At 71.3% G+C, this 17,676-nt stretch carries 12 protein-coding genes; 3 read left to right on the forward strand and 9 right to left on the reverse strand.

The annotated features are described in order from the left end of the window. Positions 1-120 precede the first annotated feature (120 nt). From ACFZBU_RS08610 to ACFZBU_RS08620, 3 genes are all read left to right on the forward strand, one after another. Entirely contained in the window at positions 121-954 is an 834-nt protein-coding gene (locus tag ACFZBU_RS08610; protein ID WP_391582738.1) for a DNA-formamidopyrimidine glycosylase family protein, read from the forward strand. Further along, positions 951-1,460, forward strand: coding sequence for a hypothetical protein (locus ACFZBU_RS08615; RefSeq protein WP_391582739.1), 510 nt, complete (start codon positions 951-953; stop codon positions 1,458-1,460). The genes ACFZBU_RS08610 and ACFZBU_RS08615 overlap by 4 nt, the downstream gene beginning before the upstream one ends. A gap of 93 nt (positions 1,461-1,553) precedes the next feature. Next, a complete protein-coding gene (locus ACFZBU_RS08620; protein WP_391582740.1) occupies positions 1,554-2,351 on the forward strand; it encodes an SDR family NAD(P)-dependent oxidoreductase in 798 nt (265 codons plus the stop codon). A 65-nt stretch (positions 2,352-2,416) separates the two neighbouring features. Here the strand turns inward: ACFZBU_RS08620 and ACFZBU_RS08625 are convergent, their stop codons facing one another. The 9 genes from ACFZBU_RS08625 to ACFZBU_RS08665 all read right to left on the reverse strand — a co-directional run bounded on the left by ACFZBU_RS08625 (position 2,417) and on the right by ACFZBU_RS08665 (position 17,512). Beyond that, positions 2,417-2,890, reverse strand: coding sequence for a Dps family protein (locus ACFZBU_RS08625; protein ID WP_391582741.1), 474 nt, complete (start codon positions 2,888-2,890; stop codon positions 2,417-2,419). A gap of 133 nt (positions 2,891-3,023) precedes the next feature. Beyond that, positions 3,024-3,416: a helix-turn-helix domain-containing protein gene (locus ACFZBU_RS08630; RefSeq protein ID WP_391582742.1), complete on the reverse strand. Its 393-nt coding sequence runs from the start codon at positions 3,414-3,416 to the stop codon at positions 3,024-3,026. Positions 3,417-3,663: 247 nt separating this feature from the next. Beyond that, positions 3,664-4,941, reverse strand: a complete 1,278-nt coding sequence (locus ACFZBU_RS08635; RefSeq protein WP_391582743.1) for a CinA family nicotinamide mononucleotide deamidase-related protein — start codon at positions 4,939-4,941, stop codon at positions 3,664-3,666. Between the two features lie 37 nt (positions 4,942-4,978). Further along, positions 4,979-5,653 carry a CDP-diacylglycerol--glycerol-3-phosphate 3-phosphatidyltransferase gene (pgsA, locus tag ACFZBU_RS08640; protein ID WP_391582744.1) on the reverse strand — a complete coding sequence of 225 codons (675 nt, stop codon included), beginning with the start codon at positions 5,651-5,653 and terminating at the stop codon, positions 4,979-4,981. After that, a complete protein-coding gene (gene rimO, locus ACFZBU_RS08645) occupies positions 5,650-7,149 on the reverse strand; it encodes a 30S ribosomal protein S12 methylthiotransferase RimO (protein ID WP_391582745.1) in 1,500 nt (499 codons plus the stop codon). Before rimO ends, pgsA begins: the two co-directional genes overlap by 4 nt. 81 nt (positions 7,150-7,230) lie before the next feature. After that, positions 7,231-8,025 (reverse strand): helix-turn-helix domain-containing protein, encoded by a 795-nt coding sequence (locus tag ACFZBU_RS08650; RefSeq protein ID WP_391582746.1) that lies wholly within the window; start codon positions 8,023-8,025, stop codon positions 7,231-7,233. A gap of 57 nt (positions 8,026-8,082) precedes the next feature. Then, complete coding sequence (locus ACFZBU_RS08655; RefSeq protein WP_391582747.1) at positions 8,083-10,587, reverse strand: DNA translocase FtsK; 2,505 nt, start codon at positions 10,585-10,587, stop codon at positions 8,083-8,085. A 167-nt stretch (positions 10,588-10,754) separates the two neighbouring features. Continuing rightward, positions 10,755-11,447 carry a two-component system response regulator gene (locus tag ACFZBU_RS08660; protein WP_391582748.1) on the reverse strand — a complete coding sequence of 231 codons (693 nt, stop codon included), beginning with the start codon at positions 11,445-11,447 and terminating at the stop codon, positions 10,755-10,757. A gap of 374 nt (positions 11,448-11,821) precedes the next feature. Then, positions 11,822-17,512, reverse strand: a complete 5,691-nt coding sequence (locus tag ACFZBU_RS08665; RefSeq protein WP_391582749.1) for a HAMP domain-containing protein — start codon at positions 17,510-17,512, stop codon at positions 11,822-11,824. Between the last annotated feature and the right edge of the window lie 164 nt (positions 17,513-17,676).

Here is a 17,676-nt window from a genome sequence, read left to right on the forward strand (position 1 = left end):
ACCCGGGCACCCTGACCCCCGGGGTTCGGCCGCACCGACGGGTCCGGGGGGACTCGGAGGGCCGGCCCCGGGCTCGGTCCCCCGCCCCCGGAACGGCCGGGCACCCGGGACAATGGTGGGATGCCCGAAGGCGACAGCGTGTATCAGGCGGCGCGGCGGCTGCGTGCCGCCCTGGTGGACCGTGCGCTGACCGTGACCGACTTCCGCGTGCCCAGGCTGGCGACCGTGGATCTGACCGGGCGCCCGGTCCTGGCGGTGGTCCCGCGCGGCAAGCACCTGTTGACCCGGATCGAGGGCGACCTCACGCTGCACACCCATCTGCGGATGGACGGCACGTGGGAGATCCACCCCACCGGCACCCGCCCACTCCCCCGCCCCTGGCACGCGATCCGGTTGGTGCTGGCGAACGCGACGCAGACCGCCGTCGGAATGCGGATGCCGGTGGTCGAACTGCTGCGCACCGCCGACGAGTCGACCGTGGTCGGGCACCTGGGGCCGGATCTGCTGGGCCCGGACTGGGATCCGGCCGAGGCCGCCCGCCGTCTGGCCCGCCGCCCGGACCGGCCGATCGGCGACGCGCTCCTGGACCAGCGCAACCTGGCCGGGATCGGCAACGTGTACCGGGCGGAGTTGTGCTTCCTGCGCGGGGTCGCTCCCTGGACCCCGGTGGCCGCGGCCGGCGATCCGCATGCGTGGGCGACGCTGGCGCAGCGCCTGCTGTACGCCAACCGCGACCGGGTCGGGCACGTCACCACGGGCGACACCCGGCCGGGTCGGCGGCACTGGGTCTACGGTCGCGCCGGTCGCCCGTGCGCGCGCTGCGGCAGCCCGATCCGGCGGGCCGATCTGGGCGATCCGCCGCGGGTGACGTTCTGGTGCCCGCGCTGCCAGCCATCACCCGATGGGAGTACACCGGGTGACCGACGCCCGGGCGGTTCGTCGTACAGGGCATGACCTGGTCCCGGATCGTGCCCGCCCTGGTGTTGCCCGTCCTGATGTCGGCCGCGGTCGGCTGCACCAGGGTGGCGGCGCCGGATCCGACGCCGCGACCCGCGCCGCCGCCCGCAGCGGCGGCGGCTCCCGCCACACCGGCCGTACCCGCGCCCGCACCCGCTCCCGCCGCCACGTTCGCGGCGGAGCCCGCACCGGCGATCACCGCGATGGCGGGCGGCTCGGCCGACTCCGAAACGGACTCCGAAACCGGGGCCGCGACCGCGGACGAGGCCGAGGCGCCCACGCCCGACCCGGCTGCGGACCCGGATCCGCCGCGGACCACCCGCCCGCGCCCGCGCGCCGAGGCCGGCCCGGCCCGCCCGCCCCGACCCGCCCACGCCACCGGGTCGGCCCGGCGGCCGAAGCAGGTCGAGATCGACCCGTGCGACGCACTCGCCGCGGGCGGGATCTTCCCCGTCGGCGGCGCCGCCCACCGCTGGTGCCACCGCCAGGAGGGCCTGCGGTGACACCGATCTCCTTGCCCGGCACCTTTATTGACTGTTCGTCAGATGGCTCGTACGGTCGGCCCGCTGTGCACGCCTAGCGCCGGGAGGCCAACCGTGTTTCGTGAAGCCCTCGATCTGACCGGCCGGGTCGCCGTCGTCACCGGCGCGGCCTCGGGCATCGGCCGCTCCAGCGCCGAGGTGCTGGCCGACCTGGGCGCGACCGTGGTCTGCGCGGACATCCACGAAACGGGAGCCCAGGAGACCGCGAAGGCGATCGTGGCCGCCGGCGGCGCCGCGACCGCCGCCGCCGTGGACACCTCCAAGGCGGCCCAGGTGGACGCCCTGATCAACGACGCGGTCGCCGCGCACGGTCGGCTGGACGTACTCGCCAACATCGCCGGGGTGATGCATTCGAGCACGGTGATCGAGACCGAGGAGGCCGATCTCGACCGGGTCCTCGCGATCAACTTCAAGGGCGTCTTCTTCGGCTGCCGGGCCGCCGCGCGCGTGATGTCCGCGCAGGGCTTCGGCAGCATCGTCAACATGGCCTCCGGCGCCGTGGACACCGCCACCTCGGGCCTGCTGTGCTACGGCGCGGCCAAGGCCGCCGTCGTCCAGCTGACCAAGACCCTGGCCACCGAGGTCGGCCCCAGCGGCGTGCGGGTCAACGCGATCGCGCCGGGCTGGATCGTCACCGGGATGACCGGCCGGCACTGGACCGACGCGGACGGCAACGAGGACCTGGAGCGCAAGGCCGCCGTCGCCGCTCCGATGGCCAGGATGACCCCGCTGCGCACCGTCGGCGAGCCCACCGACATCTCCTACGCGGTCGCCTACCTCGCCTCGGACGCCGCCAAGTTCGTCACCGGCCAGATCCTGCGCCCCAACGGCGGCATCGCGATGCCCTGGTAGCCCACCCACGCCGCGGCCCCGCCTCCCACGAGGGGGACGGGGCCGCGACAGCTGGTGCGAGCCGCTCAGGCCTGGTTCTCGGCCTGGAACATCCACGACATCTTCTCGAGATCCGCAGCGATCGTGATGAACAGGTCCTGGCTGACCGGGTCCGGCTCCTCGGTGGCCGCGATCCGCTCGCGCATGCGCTCGATCACCGCGCCGTAGACGCCGACGAAGTAGCCGACCACATCGGCGTCCTTGATCCAGCCGGAATCCGGCTGGGGTACGCCGCTGCCCGCGGTGATGCTCGCGGCCCGGCCGTCGGGGTTGTACCCGATCGCCGAGGCGCGCTCGGCGACGGTGTCCGCGAAGGTGCGTGCCGACGCGACCACCTCGTCCAACTGGAGGTGGATCGAGCGGAAGCGCGGGCCGACCACGTTCCAGTGCGTCTGCTTGGCGACCAGCGAGAGGTCTATCAGGTCGACGAGGGCACCCTGGAGCGCCTCGCCGGTGATCTTGCGTGCCTCGTCGGACAGGGGGCTCTTGACGACGACCATGGTGCTACGACTCCTCGGGGTTGGTGTCGATTCGGCCACCGGGTCGGGGAACCCGGTGTACACGACACCGGATGCCCCGATTCCGTCGATCGATACTCCCGAGTGGGAAAAACCACACCCTCGGTCGTGGTCCTCAGGCCGCCACCACCACGCTCACCGCGTTGTCGGCGGAGATCGGGGCCGGGCCCGACGACCGGTCGTTGTTCTGACGTTCCGCGGCGGCGCGCTCGTTCGGCGTGAAGCCCGCGCCGACCGGCTCCAGCACCGGTCGCATCGCCTCGGCCGAGGCCAGCTCGGCGAGAGCCAGCTCGTCGCTGACCTCCCGCATGAGCACGGACATGCGCACGTCCAGCGCGTCGCAGATCGCGGCGAGCAGTTCGGACGAGGCTTCCTTCTGGCCGCGCTCGACCTCGGACAGGTAGCCAAGGGATACCCGGGCTGAGGACGAAACCTCGCGCAGGGTGCGACCCTGACGCTGGCGCTGGCGCCGCAGCACGTCACCCAGCAGGCGACGGAGCAGGATCATCGGTCGCTCCCTCCTAGGGCGGCTCGGGGGGTCACCACAGCCCCACCGTACCTGCCCGACCGCGCGGGTGTGCCCGCCTTGCGGTCCTGTTCACTCAGGGCGTGGAACCTTGACGGCGGGGGTGTCCAGGGTCCATGGGGTTCGCGGGACGCTCCCGCCTCGATTCGCAGCACGTCGTTGCCCAGCCTTCCGCCTGTCCCGCGCATTCCCGACCGCAGTGCTCTCCCCGGCCGGCGGGCACTCCCGGTCACCCCGTACACGCCGGGTCCTGTTCGGTCGGCAGGCCCGCCACGACGCACCGGAGCAGGTCCAGTACGCGGACCGTGGTCATCTCCCGAATCCTGCTCCGACTGCCCGAGAACAGCAGCGACAGCACGGTTGTTCCCTCGGGTCCGGCCACCGCGATGTGTACGGTGCCCACGGGCTTGCCGTCCTGGGGGTCCGGACCGGCGACCCCCGTCGTGGCCACCCCGTACGTACCCGACATGACGCGCCGCACACCCTCGGCCATCCGGGCCGCCACGTCCGGGTGAACCGCGCCCTCCGCGGCGAGCAGGTCGGCGTCCACGCCGAGCACCGAGTTCTTGAGATCGGTGGCGTACGCGGTGATCGAGCCGCGCACGCTCGCGGACGCACCGGGCACCGCGGTCAGTTCGGCGGCGACCAGGCCGCCGGTGAGCGATTCGGCGACCGCGACGGTGGCGTCGCGCTCGCGCAGCAGGGCCAGGACGACGCCGGCCAGCGTGTCGCCCGCCTCGCCGTAGACGCAGCCACCGAGCAATTCCCGGGCCCGCAGCGCGGCGGCGTCGACCGCCTCGGCGCCGCCGGGGGCGGTCGCGGTGAGCTTGACCCGGGTCTGGCCCGCGGTCGCGAGGTAGGCCACCTCGACCGCGCCCGCGACCGCGAGGTCCTTCTCCAGCGGTTCCAGCATCCCGGCGATCACGCCCTCGCCGATCGACGCGGTGAGCAGTTGGCGCTGGGCCCGGATCGGCGGATCGCCCGCGCGGCGCAGCAGGTCGGGCAGCACCTGCTCCTCGGTCATCGCGATCATCTCGTGCGGCGGGCCGGGCACCGCGTAGACCTGCACGTCGCCGATCGGCATCGCCACGCCCGGGGCGCTGCCGTTCGGGTTGGGCAACGAGCGGCCGCCCTCGGGCACGTCCGCCTGCTGGAGGCCGAGCGCGGTCAGCGTGCGGTTCATGCCCTGATAGCGCTGCCGCAGCCAGGCCTCGATCGCCGGATCCCGGCGCAGCGCCACTTTGGCCACGGCCGCTATCGCCTCACGGGTGCGGTCGTCGGAGGTGGGGCCGAGGCCGCCGGAGACGATCACCGCGTCGGCGCGCCGCACGGCCTGGCCGAGCACGTCGATCATCTCGCCGAGGCCGTCGCCCACGGTGGAGACACCGGTGACCCGCAGCCCGGCCGCGGTGAGCTGGCGGCCGAGGGTGACCGCATTGGTGTTCACCACGTCGCCGACGAGCAACTCGTCCCCCACCGCGACCAGTTCGACCTTCAATTCGCGCATGGCCCTTCTCCCCCCGTGGTCGGGATCCGTCCCGACGTCAGACCTGTCCGGCGGGCACCGGCGTGCCGCGTCGCAGTCGTACGGCCTTGACGATGTAGTCCAGGCCGGTCACCACGGTGATGATCACCGCGGCCGCCATGACCCAGGCCCGCGTGCTGGCCAGCGGGCCGGTCATGACCAGTGTGTACATGCCGATCGCGACGCCCTGGAGCATGGTCTTCGCCTTGCCGCCCCGGCTGGCCGGGATCACGCCGTGGCGGATCACCCAGAAGCGCAGCAGGGTGATGCCGATCTCGCGGGCGAGCACCACGAGGGTGACCCACCACGGCAGGTCGCCGAGCGCGGACAAGCTGATCAACGCGGCGCCCATCAGCGCCTTGTCGGCGATCGGATCGACGAGCTTGCCGAAGTCGGTGACCAGGTTGTGCATCCGGGCCAGCTTGCCGTCGAAGAGGTCGCTGATGCTGGCGACGGTGAACGCGGCCCAGGCCCAGGCCCGCCAGGCGGGGTCGTGGCCGCCGTCCTGGAGCAGCAGGACGACGAAGACCGGCACCAGGGCCACCCGCATCATGGTCAGCGCGTTGGCCGCGTTCCAGGCGCTCACCGAGTCGGTGGGGTCGCCGAGGCGGTCCGGCTTCGGCGGGTGGTTGGCGGCGGCGGCGCGAACGGCCTCGGCCGGACGCCGGCGCTGCGGTGCCGGTTCGGCCGTCACCGATCGCCCCCGGGCACGATCACGTCGATCGCCTCTCCGTGCAGGTCCGCGCCCTCGCTGTCGGTGACCCGGACCCGGACCAGATCGCCGACCCGCAGGCCCTCGCCGAGCACCGTGGTCGAGCCGTCGGTCTCGGGGGCCTGGTGGTGTGCGTGGCCCTCGGCGGTGCCGTCCTCGGCCACTTCCTCGATCAGCACGACCACCTCGGTGCCGATCCGGTCCTCGGCGCGCTGCGCGACCAGTTCCTCGGCCAGCCGGGAGATCCGCTCCACGCGCGCGGCCACCACGTCCGGGTCCAGCTTGTCGGCGTAGCCGGCCGCCTCGGTGCCGTCCTCGTCCGAGTAGCCGAACACGCCGATGGCGTCCAGTCGGGCGGCGATCAGGAAGCGCTCCAGCTCGTCGACGTCCTCCTCGGTCTCGCCGGGGAAGCCGACGATGAAGTTCGAGCGGGCGCCGGCCTCGGGGGCCTTGGCCCGGGCCTGGTCCAGGAGCGCGGTGAACGCCTCGCGCGAGCCGAACCGGCGCATCCGGCGCAGCACCGGCTCGGAGGCGTGCTGGAAGGACAGGTCGAAGTAGGGCGCGACGCCGGGCGTGCCGGTGAGCACGTCGACCAGGGTCGGCCGCATCTCGGCGGGCTGGAGGTAGTTGACCCGGACCCGCTCGATGCCCTCGACGGCGGCCAGTTCCGGCAGCAGCGTCTCCAGCAGGCGCAGGTCGCCCAGGTCCTTGCCGTACGAGGTGGAGTTCTCGCTGACCAGGACGATCTCGCGGACGCCCTGCTCGGCCAGCCAGCGGGCCTCGGCGATCACGTCCGAGGGACGGCGGGAGAGGAAGGAGCCGCGGAAGGAGGGGATCGCGCAGAACGAGCAGCGGCGGTCGCAGCCGGAGGCGAGCTTGAGCGAGGCGACCGGGCCCGAACCGAGCCGGCGGCGCAGCGCGCGCGGCCCGGAGGCGGGGGCGACGCCCCCCGGGAGGTCCTCGGGGGCGCCGTGGCCGGGCACCGCGACGTCGGCGGCCTGGCGCTCGACCGGGGTGATCGGCAACAGCGCGCGGCGGTCGCGCGGGACGTGCGGGGTGTGTGCGTCGCCCGCGAGGATCGAGCGCAGGCGGGCGGAGATGTCGCCGTAGTCGTCGAAGCCGAGCACGGCGTCCGCCTCGGGCAGCGCGCCCGCGAGCTGGTCGCCGTAGCGCTCGGCCAGGCAGCCGACCGCCACGACCGCCTGGGTGCGGCCGTCGCCCTTGAGGTCGGCGGCCTCCAGGACGGTGTCGATCGAGTCCTTCTTGGCCGACTCGACGAAACCGCAGGTGTTGACCATGACGACGGAGGCGTCCGAGGCGTCCTCGACGAGGGACCAGCCGTCGGCCTCCAGCCGGCCGGCGAGTTCCTCGGAGTCCACCTCGTTGCGGGCGCAGCCGAGGGTGACCAGGGCGACGGTGCGCAGGGCGGAGGGGCTCTCGGCCGGGGCGGCGGGGCTGGTGGTATCGCGGGCGGACATGCCGGAAAGCCTACGTCAGACGCGGGCGTGGGCCGGACGCAGGGAAGCGTGCGATGGTTCCGGGGAGGTCACGATGGTCGGTCAGCGGGTGGAAGGCGTGGCCGAGGCGGTCGCCCGCATCTGCGGGACGGGGTCGCCGGGCACGAAAGTGTGCTTGACGACGGCGCCTTCCTCGCCCGCCGGGCCCATGTCCTTGCCGTTGACGGTCATCCGGGTGGCGCCGGAGTTGCCGACCTGGATCATGAGCTGCTCGGGGTCGGTGAGCGTCTTGGCCTCGCCCTTGTCCAGGATCGTCTCGAAGATCTGCTTGTTCTTGGCGTCGAACGCGCGGACCCAGCTGCGACCGTCCACCGCGGTGATCGTGACCACCACCTCGGCCGGGAACTCGGGCGGCTTGGCCACCGGCGCGACCGTGGGCGGCGGCGGTGGTGGCGGCGCGGGTGCCGCAGGGGCGGCCGAGGTCGGCGTGACCCGCGACGCGGTCTCCTTCTGGTCGTCTTCGGCGCGCCCGCCGGCGAGTTGGATGAAGGCGAAGATCAACACGATGACCACGGCGATGCCCATGGCCAGGGTCCAGTTCGGCCTGCGGTACTCGATCGATTTGCGCGGGGAGTCGAAGATCTCGGTCGGACGGGGGGTGCTGGTCCCGCCGACCGTGTGGTCGTACTCGGCGACCAGAGGCTCCGGATCCAGGCCCGTCGCGCGGGCCAGGGTGCGGATGTGACCGCGGGCGTAGAAGTCGCCGCCGCAGGGTTCGAAGTCGTCGTGTTCGACCCCCTCGATGATGACCTGTCGGATGCGGGTGACCTCACTGAGCCGTTCCACAGTGAGACCGGACCGCACTCGCGCCTCGGCGAGGCTCTGACCGATCGACACGATTCGCCCCTTATGAGTCATTCATCACGACTGACACCAATCATCACTTAAGTCAGATCATTCACCGCGCAGCGTGGCCATAATCTGCTCGATTTCATCCGGTTTGATCAAAACTTCGCGCGCCTTGGAGCCCTCGCTCGGTCCCACGATGTTCCGGCTCTCCATCAGGTCCATCAGGCGGCCCGCCTTGGCGAAGCCGACCCGCAGCTTGCGCTGGAGCATCGAGGTCGAGCCGAACTGGGTGGACACCACCAGTTCGACCGCCTGGCAGAGCAGGTCGAGGTCGTCGCCGACGTCCTCGTCCACCTGCTTCTTGCGATCCGGCGCGGCGGTGACCTCCTCGCGGTACTCCGGCTGGAGTTGCTCCTTGCAGTGCCGGGCGACCGCCTCGATCTCGTCCTCGGTGACGTAGGCGCCCTGCATCCGGATCGGCTTGCTCGCACCCATCGGCAGGAACAGCGCGTCGCCCTTGCCGATCAGCTTCTCCGCGCCGGGCTGGTCCAGGATGACCCGGCTGTCCGCGAGCGAGGAGGTGGCGAAGGCGAGCCGGGAGGGCACGTTGGCCTTGATCAGCCCGGTCACCACGTCGACGCTGGGCCGCTGGGTGGCCAGCACCAGGTGGATGCCCGCCGCGCGGGCGAGCTGGGTGATCCGCACGATGGAGTCCTCGACGTCGCGCGGGGCGACCATCATCAGGTCGGCCAACTCGTCCACGATCACCAGCAGATACGGGTACGGCTGCGCCTCGCGCTCGCTGCCCGGCGGCATCTTGAGCTTGCCCGCACGCACCGCCACGTTGAAGTCGTCCACGTGCCGGAAGCCGAAGTTGGCCAGGTCGTCGTAGCGCATGTCCATCTCGCGCACGACCCACTGGAGCGCCTCGGCCGCCTTCTTCGGGTTGGTGATGATCGGCGTGATCAGGTGCGGGATGCCCTCGTAGGTGGTCAGTTCGACCCGTTTGGGGTCGACCAGCACCATCCGCACCTCCTCGGGCGTGGCCCGCATCATGATCGAGGTGATCAGCCCGTTGATGCAGCTCGACTTGCCCGCGCCGGTGGCGCCCGCGACCAGCAGGTGCGGCATCTTCGCCAGGTTGGCCACCACGTCGTTGCCCTCGACGTCCTTGCCGAGCGCGGCGATCATCGGGTGCGCGTCGCCGGCCGCGGTCTCCGAGGCCAGGATGTCGCCGAGGCTGACCATCTCACGGTCGGTGTTGGGGATCTCGATGCCGACCGCGGACTTGCCCGGGATCGGGCTGATGATCCGCACGTCCGCGCTGGCCACCGCGTACGCGATGTTCTTGGCCAGGGCGGTGATCCGCTCGACCTTGACCGCCGGACCCAACTCGATCACGTAGCGGGTCACCGTCGGGCCCCGGGAGAAACCGGTGACCTGCGCGTCCACGTTGAACTGTTCGAACACCTTGGACAGCGCGGCGACCACGTCGTCGTTGGCCTTGCTGCGGGCCTTGGCCGGCGGACCCTTCTTGAGCAGCGAGGGGCCGGGCAGGTGATACGTGATGTCGCCGGACAGCTTCAACTGCTCGCTGCGCGGCGGCGCGGGGGTGTGCGCGGGCGCATCGGCGGCGCGGGCCCGCAGGTCGGTCACCACCCGGGCGGCGGCCGCCTTGCGCGAGCGCGCCGGCGGTACGACCAGGCCCGCGTCGTTCGCGTCCAACGCCGCGGCGGCGGCCGCGGCCACGTCGACGGCATCCGGATGCCCGCTCGCGGCGGGGCTCGGCCGGCGGCGCGGCCGGGCCTTGCGGACCGGCGCGGGCGGCTCCTCGTCCTCGTCGAAACCGGCGAAGCCGCTCGGGTGCTCGTCCTCGTCGACGAACTCGGGCTCCGGGCCCTCGACGAAGCCGAGGAAGACCGCGAGCCGCTCGGGCGCCGCGTTGATCGGTGTCGCGGTCACCACGAGCAGACCGAACACGAGCACCAGCACCAGCAGCGGCACCGCGACCCATCGGGTGACCAAGTGCACGGGCGGCGTCGCGAAGGCCCAGCCGACCAGACCGCCGGCGTCGCGCATCGCGCCCGCGCCGTCGCCCGGCTGCGGGGTCCCGCAGCCGACGTGGATCAGGCCGAGCACGCCGCACACCAGCGCCGTGCAGCCGATCATGATCCGCCCGGTGGCGTCCTTCTGGTCGGGATGGCGCATCACCCGCACGCCCAGCGCGCCGACCAGGAACGGCACCAGCAGGTCGAGCCGGCCGACCAGGCCCGCCACCACCGCGTTGACCGCTTCGCCGACCGCGCCGTCGATGGTGCCCCAGGCGCCTGCGGCGATCACTATGGCCAGGCCGAGCAGGGCCAGGCCCAGGCCGTCCCGGCGGTGTGCCGGGTCGAGGCCGCGCGCACCGGAACCGATGCCGCGTGCGGCCGAGCCGAATGCGTGGGCGAGCCCCAGCCACAACCGCTTGAGCCCCCTCCCGAGCAGCGCGGGCAGTCCGCCGAGCAGTTTCGGCGGGGGCGGCGGAGGCGGAGCGGGCTTCTTGGCGGCAGCCTTCTTCTTTGCGGCCGTGCGCGGTTGCGCTCCGCCGCCGGACGCACGTGTGGCCATGTTCCGAGGTTACCGGTGCACCCTTCCCACCTCGTGTGTCCCGGGCCCGGGGGCGCGCGTGTCGGACCCGCGGTGGTCCGTCGGGGTGATCGCGGCGGCTCCGGACGCTGCTCGGCGCACGTCGGCCGGGTCCTCGTGCGGCCCGGCCGACGTGCGAAGCCGAAGGGTCAGTCGTCGGCCTCGCCGGTGTCCGGCGCGGGCACCAGCGGCGGCCCGCCGTGACCGGCCGCGGCCGGGGCGAGGGCGTCGAGCGCGGCGCGCATCCGGGCCAATCGGCGGCGCAGTTGGCCCGCCGAGGCGGCCAGGATCGGATCGTCGGTCGACTCGACCTGTTTGGCCATGCCGTCGGCCTGCTCCTCGACCGAGGCCAGCCGCGAGGACAGCTCCGCGATCACGTCCGTCCCGGCCCGATCCCCGCCGGCGACCCCTTCGAGTCGCCCGCGCAGCAGCGTGGCCTGTTCGCGCAGTTGGCAGTTCTTCTTGTACAGGTCCACGAACACGGAGACCTTGGCCCGCAGCACCCACGGGTCGAACGGCTTGGAGATGTAGTCGACGGCACCCGCCGCGTAGCCGCGGAAGGTGTGGTGCGGACCGTGGTTGATCGCGGTCAGGAAGATGATCGGGATGTCCCGGGTCTTCTCCCGGCGCTTGATGTGCGCGGCTGTCTCGAAACCGTCCATGCCGGGCATCTGGACGTCGAGCAGAATCACCGCGAACTCGTCCGTGAGCAGCGCCTTGAGGGCTTCCTCGCCCGAGTGCGCCCGAACCAGGGTCTGGTCCAGCGCGGACAGGATCGCCTCCAGGGCGAGCAGATTCTCCTGACGGTCATCGACCAGGAGGATCTTGGCCTTCTCCGTCATGGCCCACCCTCTTCGATCCGACACGGTGGGTGACCCCGCGTATCGGTCGGCTCCACTCGTCCTTGTGCATGATTTCGGTTTACGCGGCCCTGAATGACACAGCCTCGATCGACACGCTTTCGCTCGACACAGCCTCGGCCGAGATCGCCCCGGCGCACGCCACGCCGGTCGAGCACACGTTCCGGGTGGTGCTCGTCCCGGTCATGGTAGTGGCCAGGCGATCGGCTCGACAGGTATTCCGAAACAGACGACCGCATGGTGTCACCACGCCTCGACCCACGGTCGCGACAACACCGCATCGACCCCTCCGCCCCTTCAACGTCGCTCGGTCCGTTCGGGTTCCATCATGGGCTGCCCGCAGCCCCGGAAGCGAACTAGTGGTCGAGCCAGGTCCGGATGAGTCCCAACAAGTGTCGCGTATCGACCGGCTTGGCGACGTAGTCGGAGGCCCCGGAGTCGATGCTCTTCTCCTGATCCCCCTTCATCGCCTTCGCGGTCAGCGCGATGATCGGCAGACCCGCGTACTGCGGCATCCGGCGAATCGCCGAGGTCGTGGCATAACCGTCCATCTCGGGCATCATCACGTCCATCAGCACGATCGCGATGTCGTCGTGCGCCTGGAGCACCTCGATGCCCTCGCGACCGTTCTCCGCGTACAGCACGCTCAGCCCGTACTGCTCCAGCACGCTGGTCAGGGCGAACACGTTGCGCACGTCGTCGTCGACGATCAGCACCCGCTCGCCCTCGAACGTGCCCTCGAAGGGCTCGACCACCGGCTTGGCCGGGGTCGCGTACTCGGCGCGGCCCGGGCCGGTGGCGGCCACCACCGCGCGAGTCAGCGCGTCCGGGGTGGAGACCCGCTGGAGCAGCACGATCCGGCGCCGGTAGCCGCGCAGCCGGCCCGACTCGGAGCGGGTCGGCCGGTGCGGGACGTGCACCACGACCGGCAGGTTCTGCAACTCCGTCCGGGAGGCGACCGCGTCCAGCACCTGCCAGGCGCCCTCGTCGGCCAGCCGCAGGTCCACCACCAGGCACGCGGGCGGCGCCTCGACGAGCAGCCGGACCGCCTCGCCCTCGTCCGTGGCGGTGCTCAACTCGATCGCCCCGTCCATCGCGGCCAGCGCCGTGGCCAGCGGGGCGCCGTCGGACTGCGGCGTCTCCACCACCAGCACCCGGCGCGGCACCCGCTCGCCCGTGTCGTCGGCCGCCGGTTCGCCGTCCGTGAGGAGGTCCGGGGCGTCGCTGAGCAGCGGGGTGGACGGCGCCGCGGGGGGCAGTGCGGTCCGGTACGGCGTCGGCGCCAGTTCGTTCTGCCGGTCCGGGCCGACCTCGTCGCCGGGGACCAGGACGCTGTCCAGCGGGAGGTAGAGGGTGAACGTGCTGCCCCGGCCCGGCATGCTCTCGGCGTGGATCTCGCCGCCGAGCAGCCAGGCGATCTCCCGGCTGATCGACAAGCCCAGCCCGGTTCCGCCGTAGCGGCGGCTGGTGGTGCCGTCGGCCTGCTGGAAGGCCTCGAAGATCACCTTGAGCTTGTCCACCGCGATGCCGATGCCGGTGTCGATCACCGAGAACGCCACGGCGTGCTCGGCGTTGTCCAACTCGGTGTTGGTCAGCGGGATGTCGTCGGTGAGTGTGATCAACACCTCGACCGAGCCGGAGTCGGTGAACTTGACCGCGTTCGAGAGCAGGTTGCGCAACACCTGCTGCAGGCGCTGCTCGTCGGTGAACAGGATGCCGGGCACCGCGGGCGAGACGTGCACCGTGAAGTCGAGGTTCTTCTCCGAGGTCAGCGGCCGGATGGTCGCCTCGACGTAGTCCATCAGCTGGGCCAGCGCGATCCGCGCGGGCCGCACGTCCATCTTTCCGGCCTGCACCTTGGACAGGTCCAGGATGTCGTTGATCAGTTGCAGCAGATCGGATCCGGCGCCGTGGATGGTCTCGGCGAACTCGACCTGCTTGCGGGTCAGGTTGCCTTCGACGTTGTCCGCGAGCAGCTTGGCCAGGATCAGCAGGCTGTTCAGCGGCGTGCGCAACTCGTGCGACATGTTGGCGAGGAACTCGGACTTGTACTTGGAGGACAGCGCAAGCTGCTCGGCGCGCTCCTCGAGCGCCTGGCGGGCCTGTTCGATCTCCCGGTTCTTGATCTCGATGTCCCGGTTCTGCCGGGCCAGCAGCGCCGCCTTGTCCTCCAACTCGGCGTTGGAGTGCCGCAGTTCGCCCTGTTGGCGCTGCAGCTCCTCGGAGCGTTCCTGGAGTTCCTCGGTCAGCCGCTGTGATTCGGCCAGCAACATCTCGGTGCGCGAGTTCGCCATGATCGTGTTGACCGTGACGCCGATCTGCTCGTTGAGCTGCTCCAGGAAGTTGCGGTGCACCTTGGTGAACGGGCGGAACGAGGCGAGTTCGAGCACGCCGAGCAACTGGTCCTCGAACAACACGGGCAGCACGATCACATTCGCCGGGGCCGCCTCGCCCAGGCCGGAGGCGATCTTGATGTAGCCGGGCGGCGCGTCCAGGATCAGGATCGAGCGCTTCTCCAGCGCGGCCTGACCGACCAGCGACTGGCCGAGCCGGAAGCGGGTGGGTACGCCGCCGCCGTCCTGGTAGCCGTAGGAGGCGATCAGCCGCAGCTCGACCACATCCTCCTGGGTCAGCTCGGCCAGGAAGAACGCGCCGTGCTGGGCGTCCACGACCGGGGTGAGCTCGCTCATGATCAGTGCGGCGACCGCCATCAGGTCGCGGCGGCCCTGCATGAGACCCGAGATCCGGGCCAGGTTGGTCTTGAGCCAGTCCTGTTCGCGGTTGGCCCGGGTGGTCTCGCGCAGGTTGTAGATCATCTGGTTGATGTTGTCCTTGAGCTCGTCGAGCTCTCCGGACGCGTCGACCGCGATCTGCAAGGACAGGTCGCCGCGGGTCACCGCGGTTGCCACCTCGGCGATGGCCCGCACCTGGCGGGTCAGGTTGCCGGCCAACTCGTTGACGTTCTCGGTGAGTTGCTTCCAGGTACCGGAGACGCCCTCGACCTCGGCCTGGCCGCCGAGCATGCCCTCGGTGCCCACCTCGCGGGCCACCCGGGTGACCTCGCCGGCGAACGCGGACAACTGGTCGACCATCGTGTTGATCGTGGTCTTGAGTTCGAGCATCTCGCCGCGCGCGTCCACGTCGATCTTCTGCGACAGGTCGCCGCCCGCGATCGCGGTGGTCACCTTGGCGATGTTGCGGACCTGGCCGGTGAGGTTGTCCGCCATCGAGTTGACGTTGTCGGTCAGGTCCTTCCAGGTGCCCGAGACCCCGGGAACGTGTGCCTGGCCGCCCAGGATGCCCTCGGTGCCCACCTCGCGCGCGACGCGGGTGACCTCGTCGGCGAACGCCCGGAGCGTGTCCACCATCGTGTTGATCGTGCCCGCGAGACCGGCCATCTCGCCCTTGGCCTCGACCGTGCTCTTCTGCGACAGGTCGCCGTCGGCCACCGCCGTGGCCACCTGGGCGATGTTGCGGACCTGGGACGTCAGGTTGTTGGCCATGACGTTGACGTTGTCGGTCAGGTCCTTCCAGATGCCGGACACCCCGCGCACCCGCGCCTGGCCGCCGAGTCGGCCCTCGGTACCCACCTCGCGGGCCACCCGGGTCACCTCGTCGGCGAACGCGGAGAGCTGGTCGACCATCGTGTTGACGGTCTCCTTCAGCTCCAGGATCTCGCCGCGCGCGTCCACGGTGATCTTCTTGGACAGGTCGCCGGTGGCCACCGCCGTGGTCACGTCGGCGATGCTGCGCACCTGGCCGGTCAGGTTGCCGGCCATCACGTTGACCGACTCGGTCAGGTCCTTCCAGGTGCCCGAGACGCCCTTGACGTCGGCTTGGCCGCCGAGTCGGCCCTCGGTACCCACCTCCCGGGCCACCCGGGTCACCTCGTCGGCGAAGCCGGAGAGCTGGTCGACCATCGTGTTCACGGTGTTCTTGAGTTCGAGGATCTCGCCGCGCGCGTCGACGGTGATCTTCTGCGACAGGTCGCCGCGGGCCACCGCCGTGGTGACCTGACCCAGACTGCGCACCTGTTCGGTGAGGTTTCCGGCCATCGAGTTCACCGAGTAGGTGAGGTCGCGCCAGACGCCGGCGACGCCCAACACCTGCGCCTGGCCGCCGAGTCGGCCCTCGGTGCCCACCTCGCGGGCCACCCGGGTCACCTCGTCGGCGAACGCGGAGAGCTGGTCGACCATCGTGTTGACGGTGTTCTTGACCTCGAGGATCTCGCCTCGGGCGTCGACGTCGATCTTCTTGGACAGGTCGCCGCGCGCGACCGCCGTGGTCACCTCGGCGATGTTGCGGACCTGGGCGGTCAGGTTGCCCGCCATGAAGTTCACCGAGTCGGTCAGGTCGAGCCAGACGCCGGCGACGCCCGGGACGACCCGGGCCTGACCGCCCAGGCGCCCCTCACCGCCGACCTCGCGGGCGACCCGGGTGACCTCCGAGGCAAACGCGGACAGCTGGTCCACCATGGTGTTGACGGTGTTCTTGAGCTCCAGCATCTCGCCGGAGACGTCGACCGTGATCTTCTGCGACAGGTCGCCCCGCGCGACCGCGGTGGAGACCTGGGCGATGTTGCGCACCTGGCCGGTCAGGTTGCCGGCCATCACGTTGACCGAGTCGGTCAGGTCCTTCCAGGTGCCGGCCACCCCGGACACCTGCGCCTGACCGCCGAGGATGCCCTCGCTGCCCACCTCGCGGGCCACCCGGGTCACCTCCGAGGCGAACGCGCTCAGCTGGCCGACCATGGTGTTGACGGTGTTCTTGAGCTCCAGCATCTCGCCGGAGACGTCCACGGTGATCTTCTGCGACAGGTCGCCCTGGGCCACCGCGGTGGTCACCCCGGCGATGTCGCGGACCTGCGCGGTGAGGTTGAAGAAGGCGGTGTTGACCGAGTCGGTCAGGTCCTTCCAGATGCCCGCGCCGCCGGGTACCTGGGCCTGGCCGCCGAGCCGGCCCTCGAAGCCGACCTCGCGGGCGACCCGGGTCACCTCGGAGGCGAACGTACGCAGCGTGCCGGTCATCGCGTTGATCGTCTCGGCGAGCTGGGCCATCTCGCCGCGCGCGGACACGGTGATGGTCTGCGACAGGTCGCCGTAGGCGACCGCCTTGGTCACCTGCGCGATGTCGCGCACCTGGGCGGTCAGGTTGCCCGCCATGATGTTGACCGAGTCGGTGAGGTCCTTCCAGGTGCCCGAGACGCCCTCGACCCGGGCCTGCCCGCCGAGGCGGCCCTCGGTGCCCACCTCCCGGGCCACCCGGGTGACCTCCTGGGCGAAGCCGGAGAGCTGGTCGACCATCGTGTTGACGGTCTCCTTCAGCTCCAGCATCTCGCCGGCCACCTCGACGGTGACCGTGCGGGACAGGTCGCCCTTGGCCACCGCGGTGGTCACCAGCGCGATGTCGCGCACCTGGAGGGTCAACCGACTGGCCATCGTGTTGACCGAGTCGGTGAGGTCCTTCCAACTGCCGGACACCCCGCGCACCCGGGCCTGGCCGCCGAGCTTGCCCTCGGTGCCCACCTCGCGGGCCACCCGGGTGACCTCGTCGGCGAACGCGCTGAGCTGATCCACCAGACCGTTGGCGGTGCGGCCCATCCGCAGGAACTCGCCGCGCAGCGGCTGCTCGGCGATCCGCAGGTCCATCCGCTGGGACAGATCGCCCTCGGCGACCGCGGCCAGCACCCGGCCGACCTCGACGGTCGGCCGGACCAGGTCCTCCACGAGCGCGTTGGCCGCGTCGATGCTGGTCGCCCAGGCGCCCTCGCCCGGTCCCGGATCGAGCCGCTCGGTGAGCTTGCCCTCCCGACCGACCACCCGGCGGACCCGGGCCAACTCGCCGGCGAGGTGCTGGTTGCGCTCGACCATGTCGTTGAACGCGACGGCGATCTCGGACATGATCCCGTCGCCGGAGACCGTCAGGCGCTTGCGGAAGTTGCCGTCACGCACGCCGGTCAGCGCGGCCAGCAGCCGACGCAGATCCTGCTCGTCGTGCCGGCTCCGGGCGGCCGTCGTCCGTGCCTGCCCTGGGGAAGCCTTCGCCATCTCGCATTTCCTCCGCCGGACCGATTCGCCGCGACCGCTCGTGCGCCCGGTCGCTTGCCATCGACAGTCTTTCACTCACAGGGTTGAGAGCAGAGGCGGTCCGGGAGGATGGTGCTTGTCATCCGGAAAGTGTGGGCTCGAAAGGCCCGCTCGGCCGGAACTTC

It is taken from the genome of Embleya sp. NPDC008237, from assembly GCF_042956465.1.
Lineage (GTDB): Bacteria > Actinomycetota > Actinomycetes > Streptomycetales > Streptomycetaceae > Embleya.

Coding starts and splice junctions, on each gene's coding strand:
- ACFZBU_RS08610 (WP_391582738.1), top strand. CDS start 121: ATGCCCGAAGGCGACAGCGTGTATCAGGCGGCGCGGCGGCTGCGTGCC.
- ACFZBU_RS08615 (WP_391582739.1), top strand. CDS start 951: ATGACCTGGTCCCGGATCGTGCCCGCCCTGGTGTTGCCCGTCCTGATG.
- ACFZBU_RS08625 (WP_391582741.1), bottom strand. CDS start 2,890: ATGGTCGTCGTCAAGAGCCCCCTGTCCGACGAGGCACGCAAGATCACC.
- ACFZBU_RS08630 (WP_391582742.1), bottom strand. CDS start 3,416: ATGATCCTGCTCCGTCGCCTGCTGGGTGACGTGCTGCGGCGCCAGCGC.
- ACFZBU_RS08635 (WP_391582743.1), bottom strand. CDS start 4,941: ATGCGCGAATTGAAGGTCGAACTGGTCGCGGTGGGGGACGAGTTGCTC.
- rimO (WP_391582745.1), bottom strand. CDS start 7,149: ATGTCCGCCCGCGATACCACCAGCCCCGCCGCCCCGGCCGAGAGCCCC.
- ACFZBU_RS08655 (WP_391582747.1), bottom strand. CDS start 10,587: ATGGCCACACGTGCGTCCGGCGGCGGAGCGCAACCGCGCACGGCCGCA.
- ACFZBU_RS08660 (WP_391582748.1), bottom strand. CDS start 11,447: ATGACGGAGAAGGCCAAGATCCTCCTGGTCGATGACCGTCAGGAGAAT.
- ACFZBU_RS08665 (WP_391582749.1), bottom strand. CDS start 17,512: ATGGCGAAGGCTTCCCCAGGGCAGGCACGGACGACGGCCGCCCGGAGC.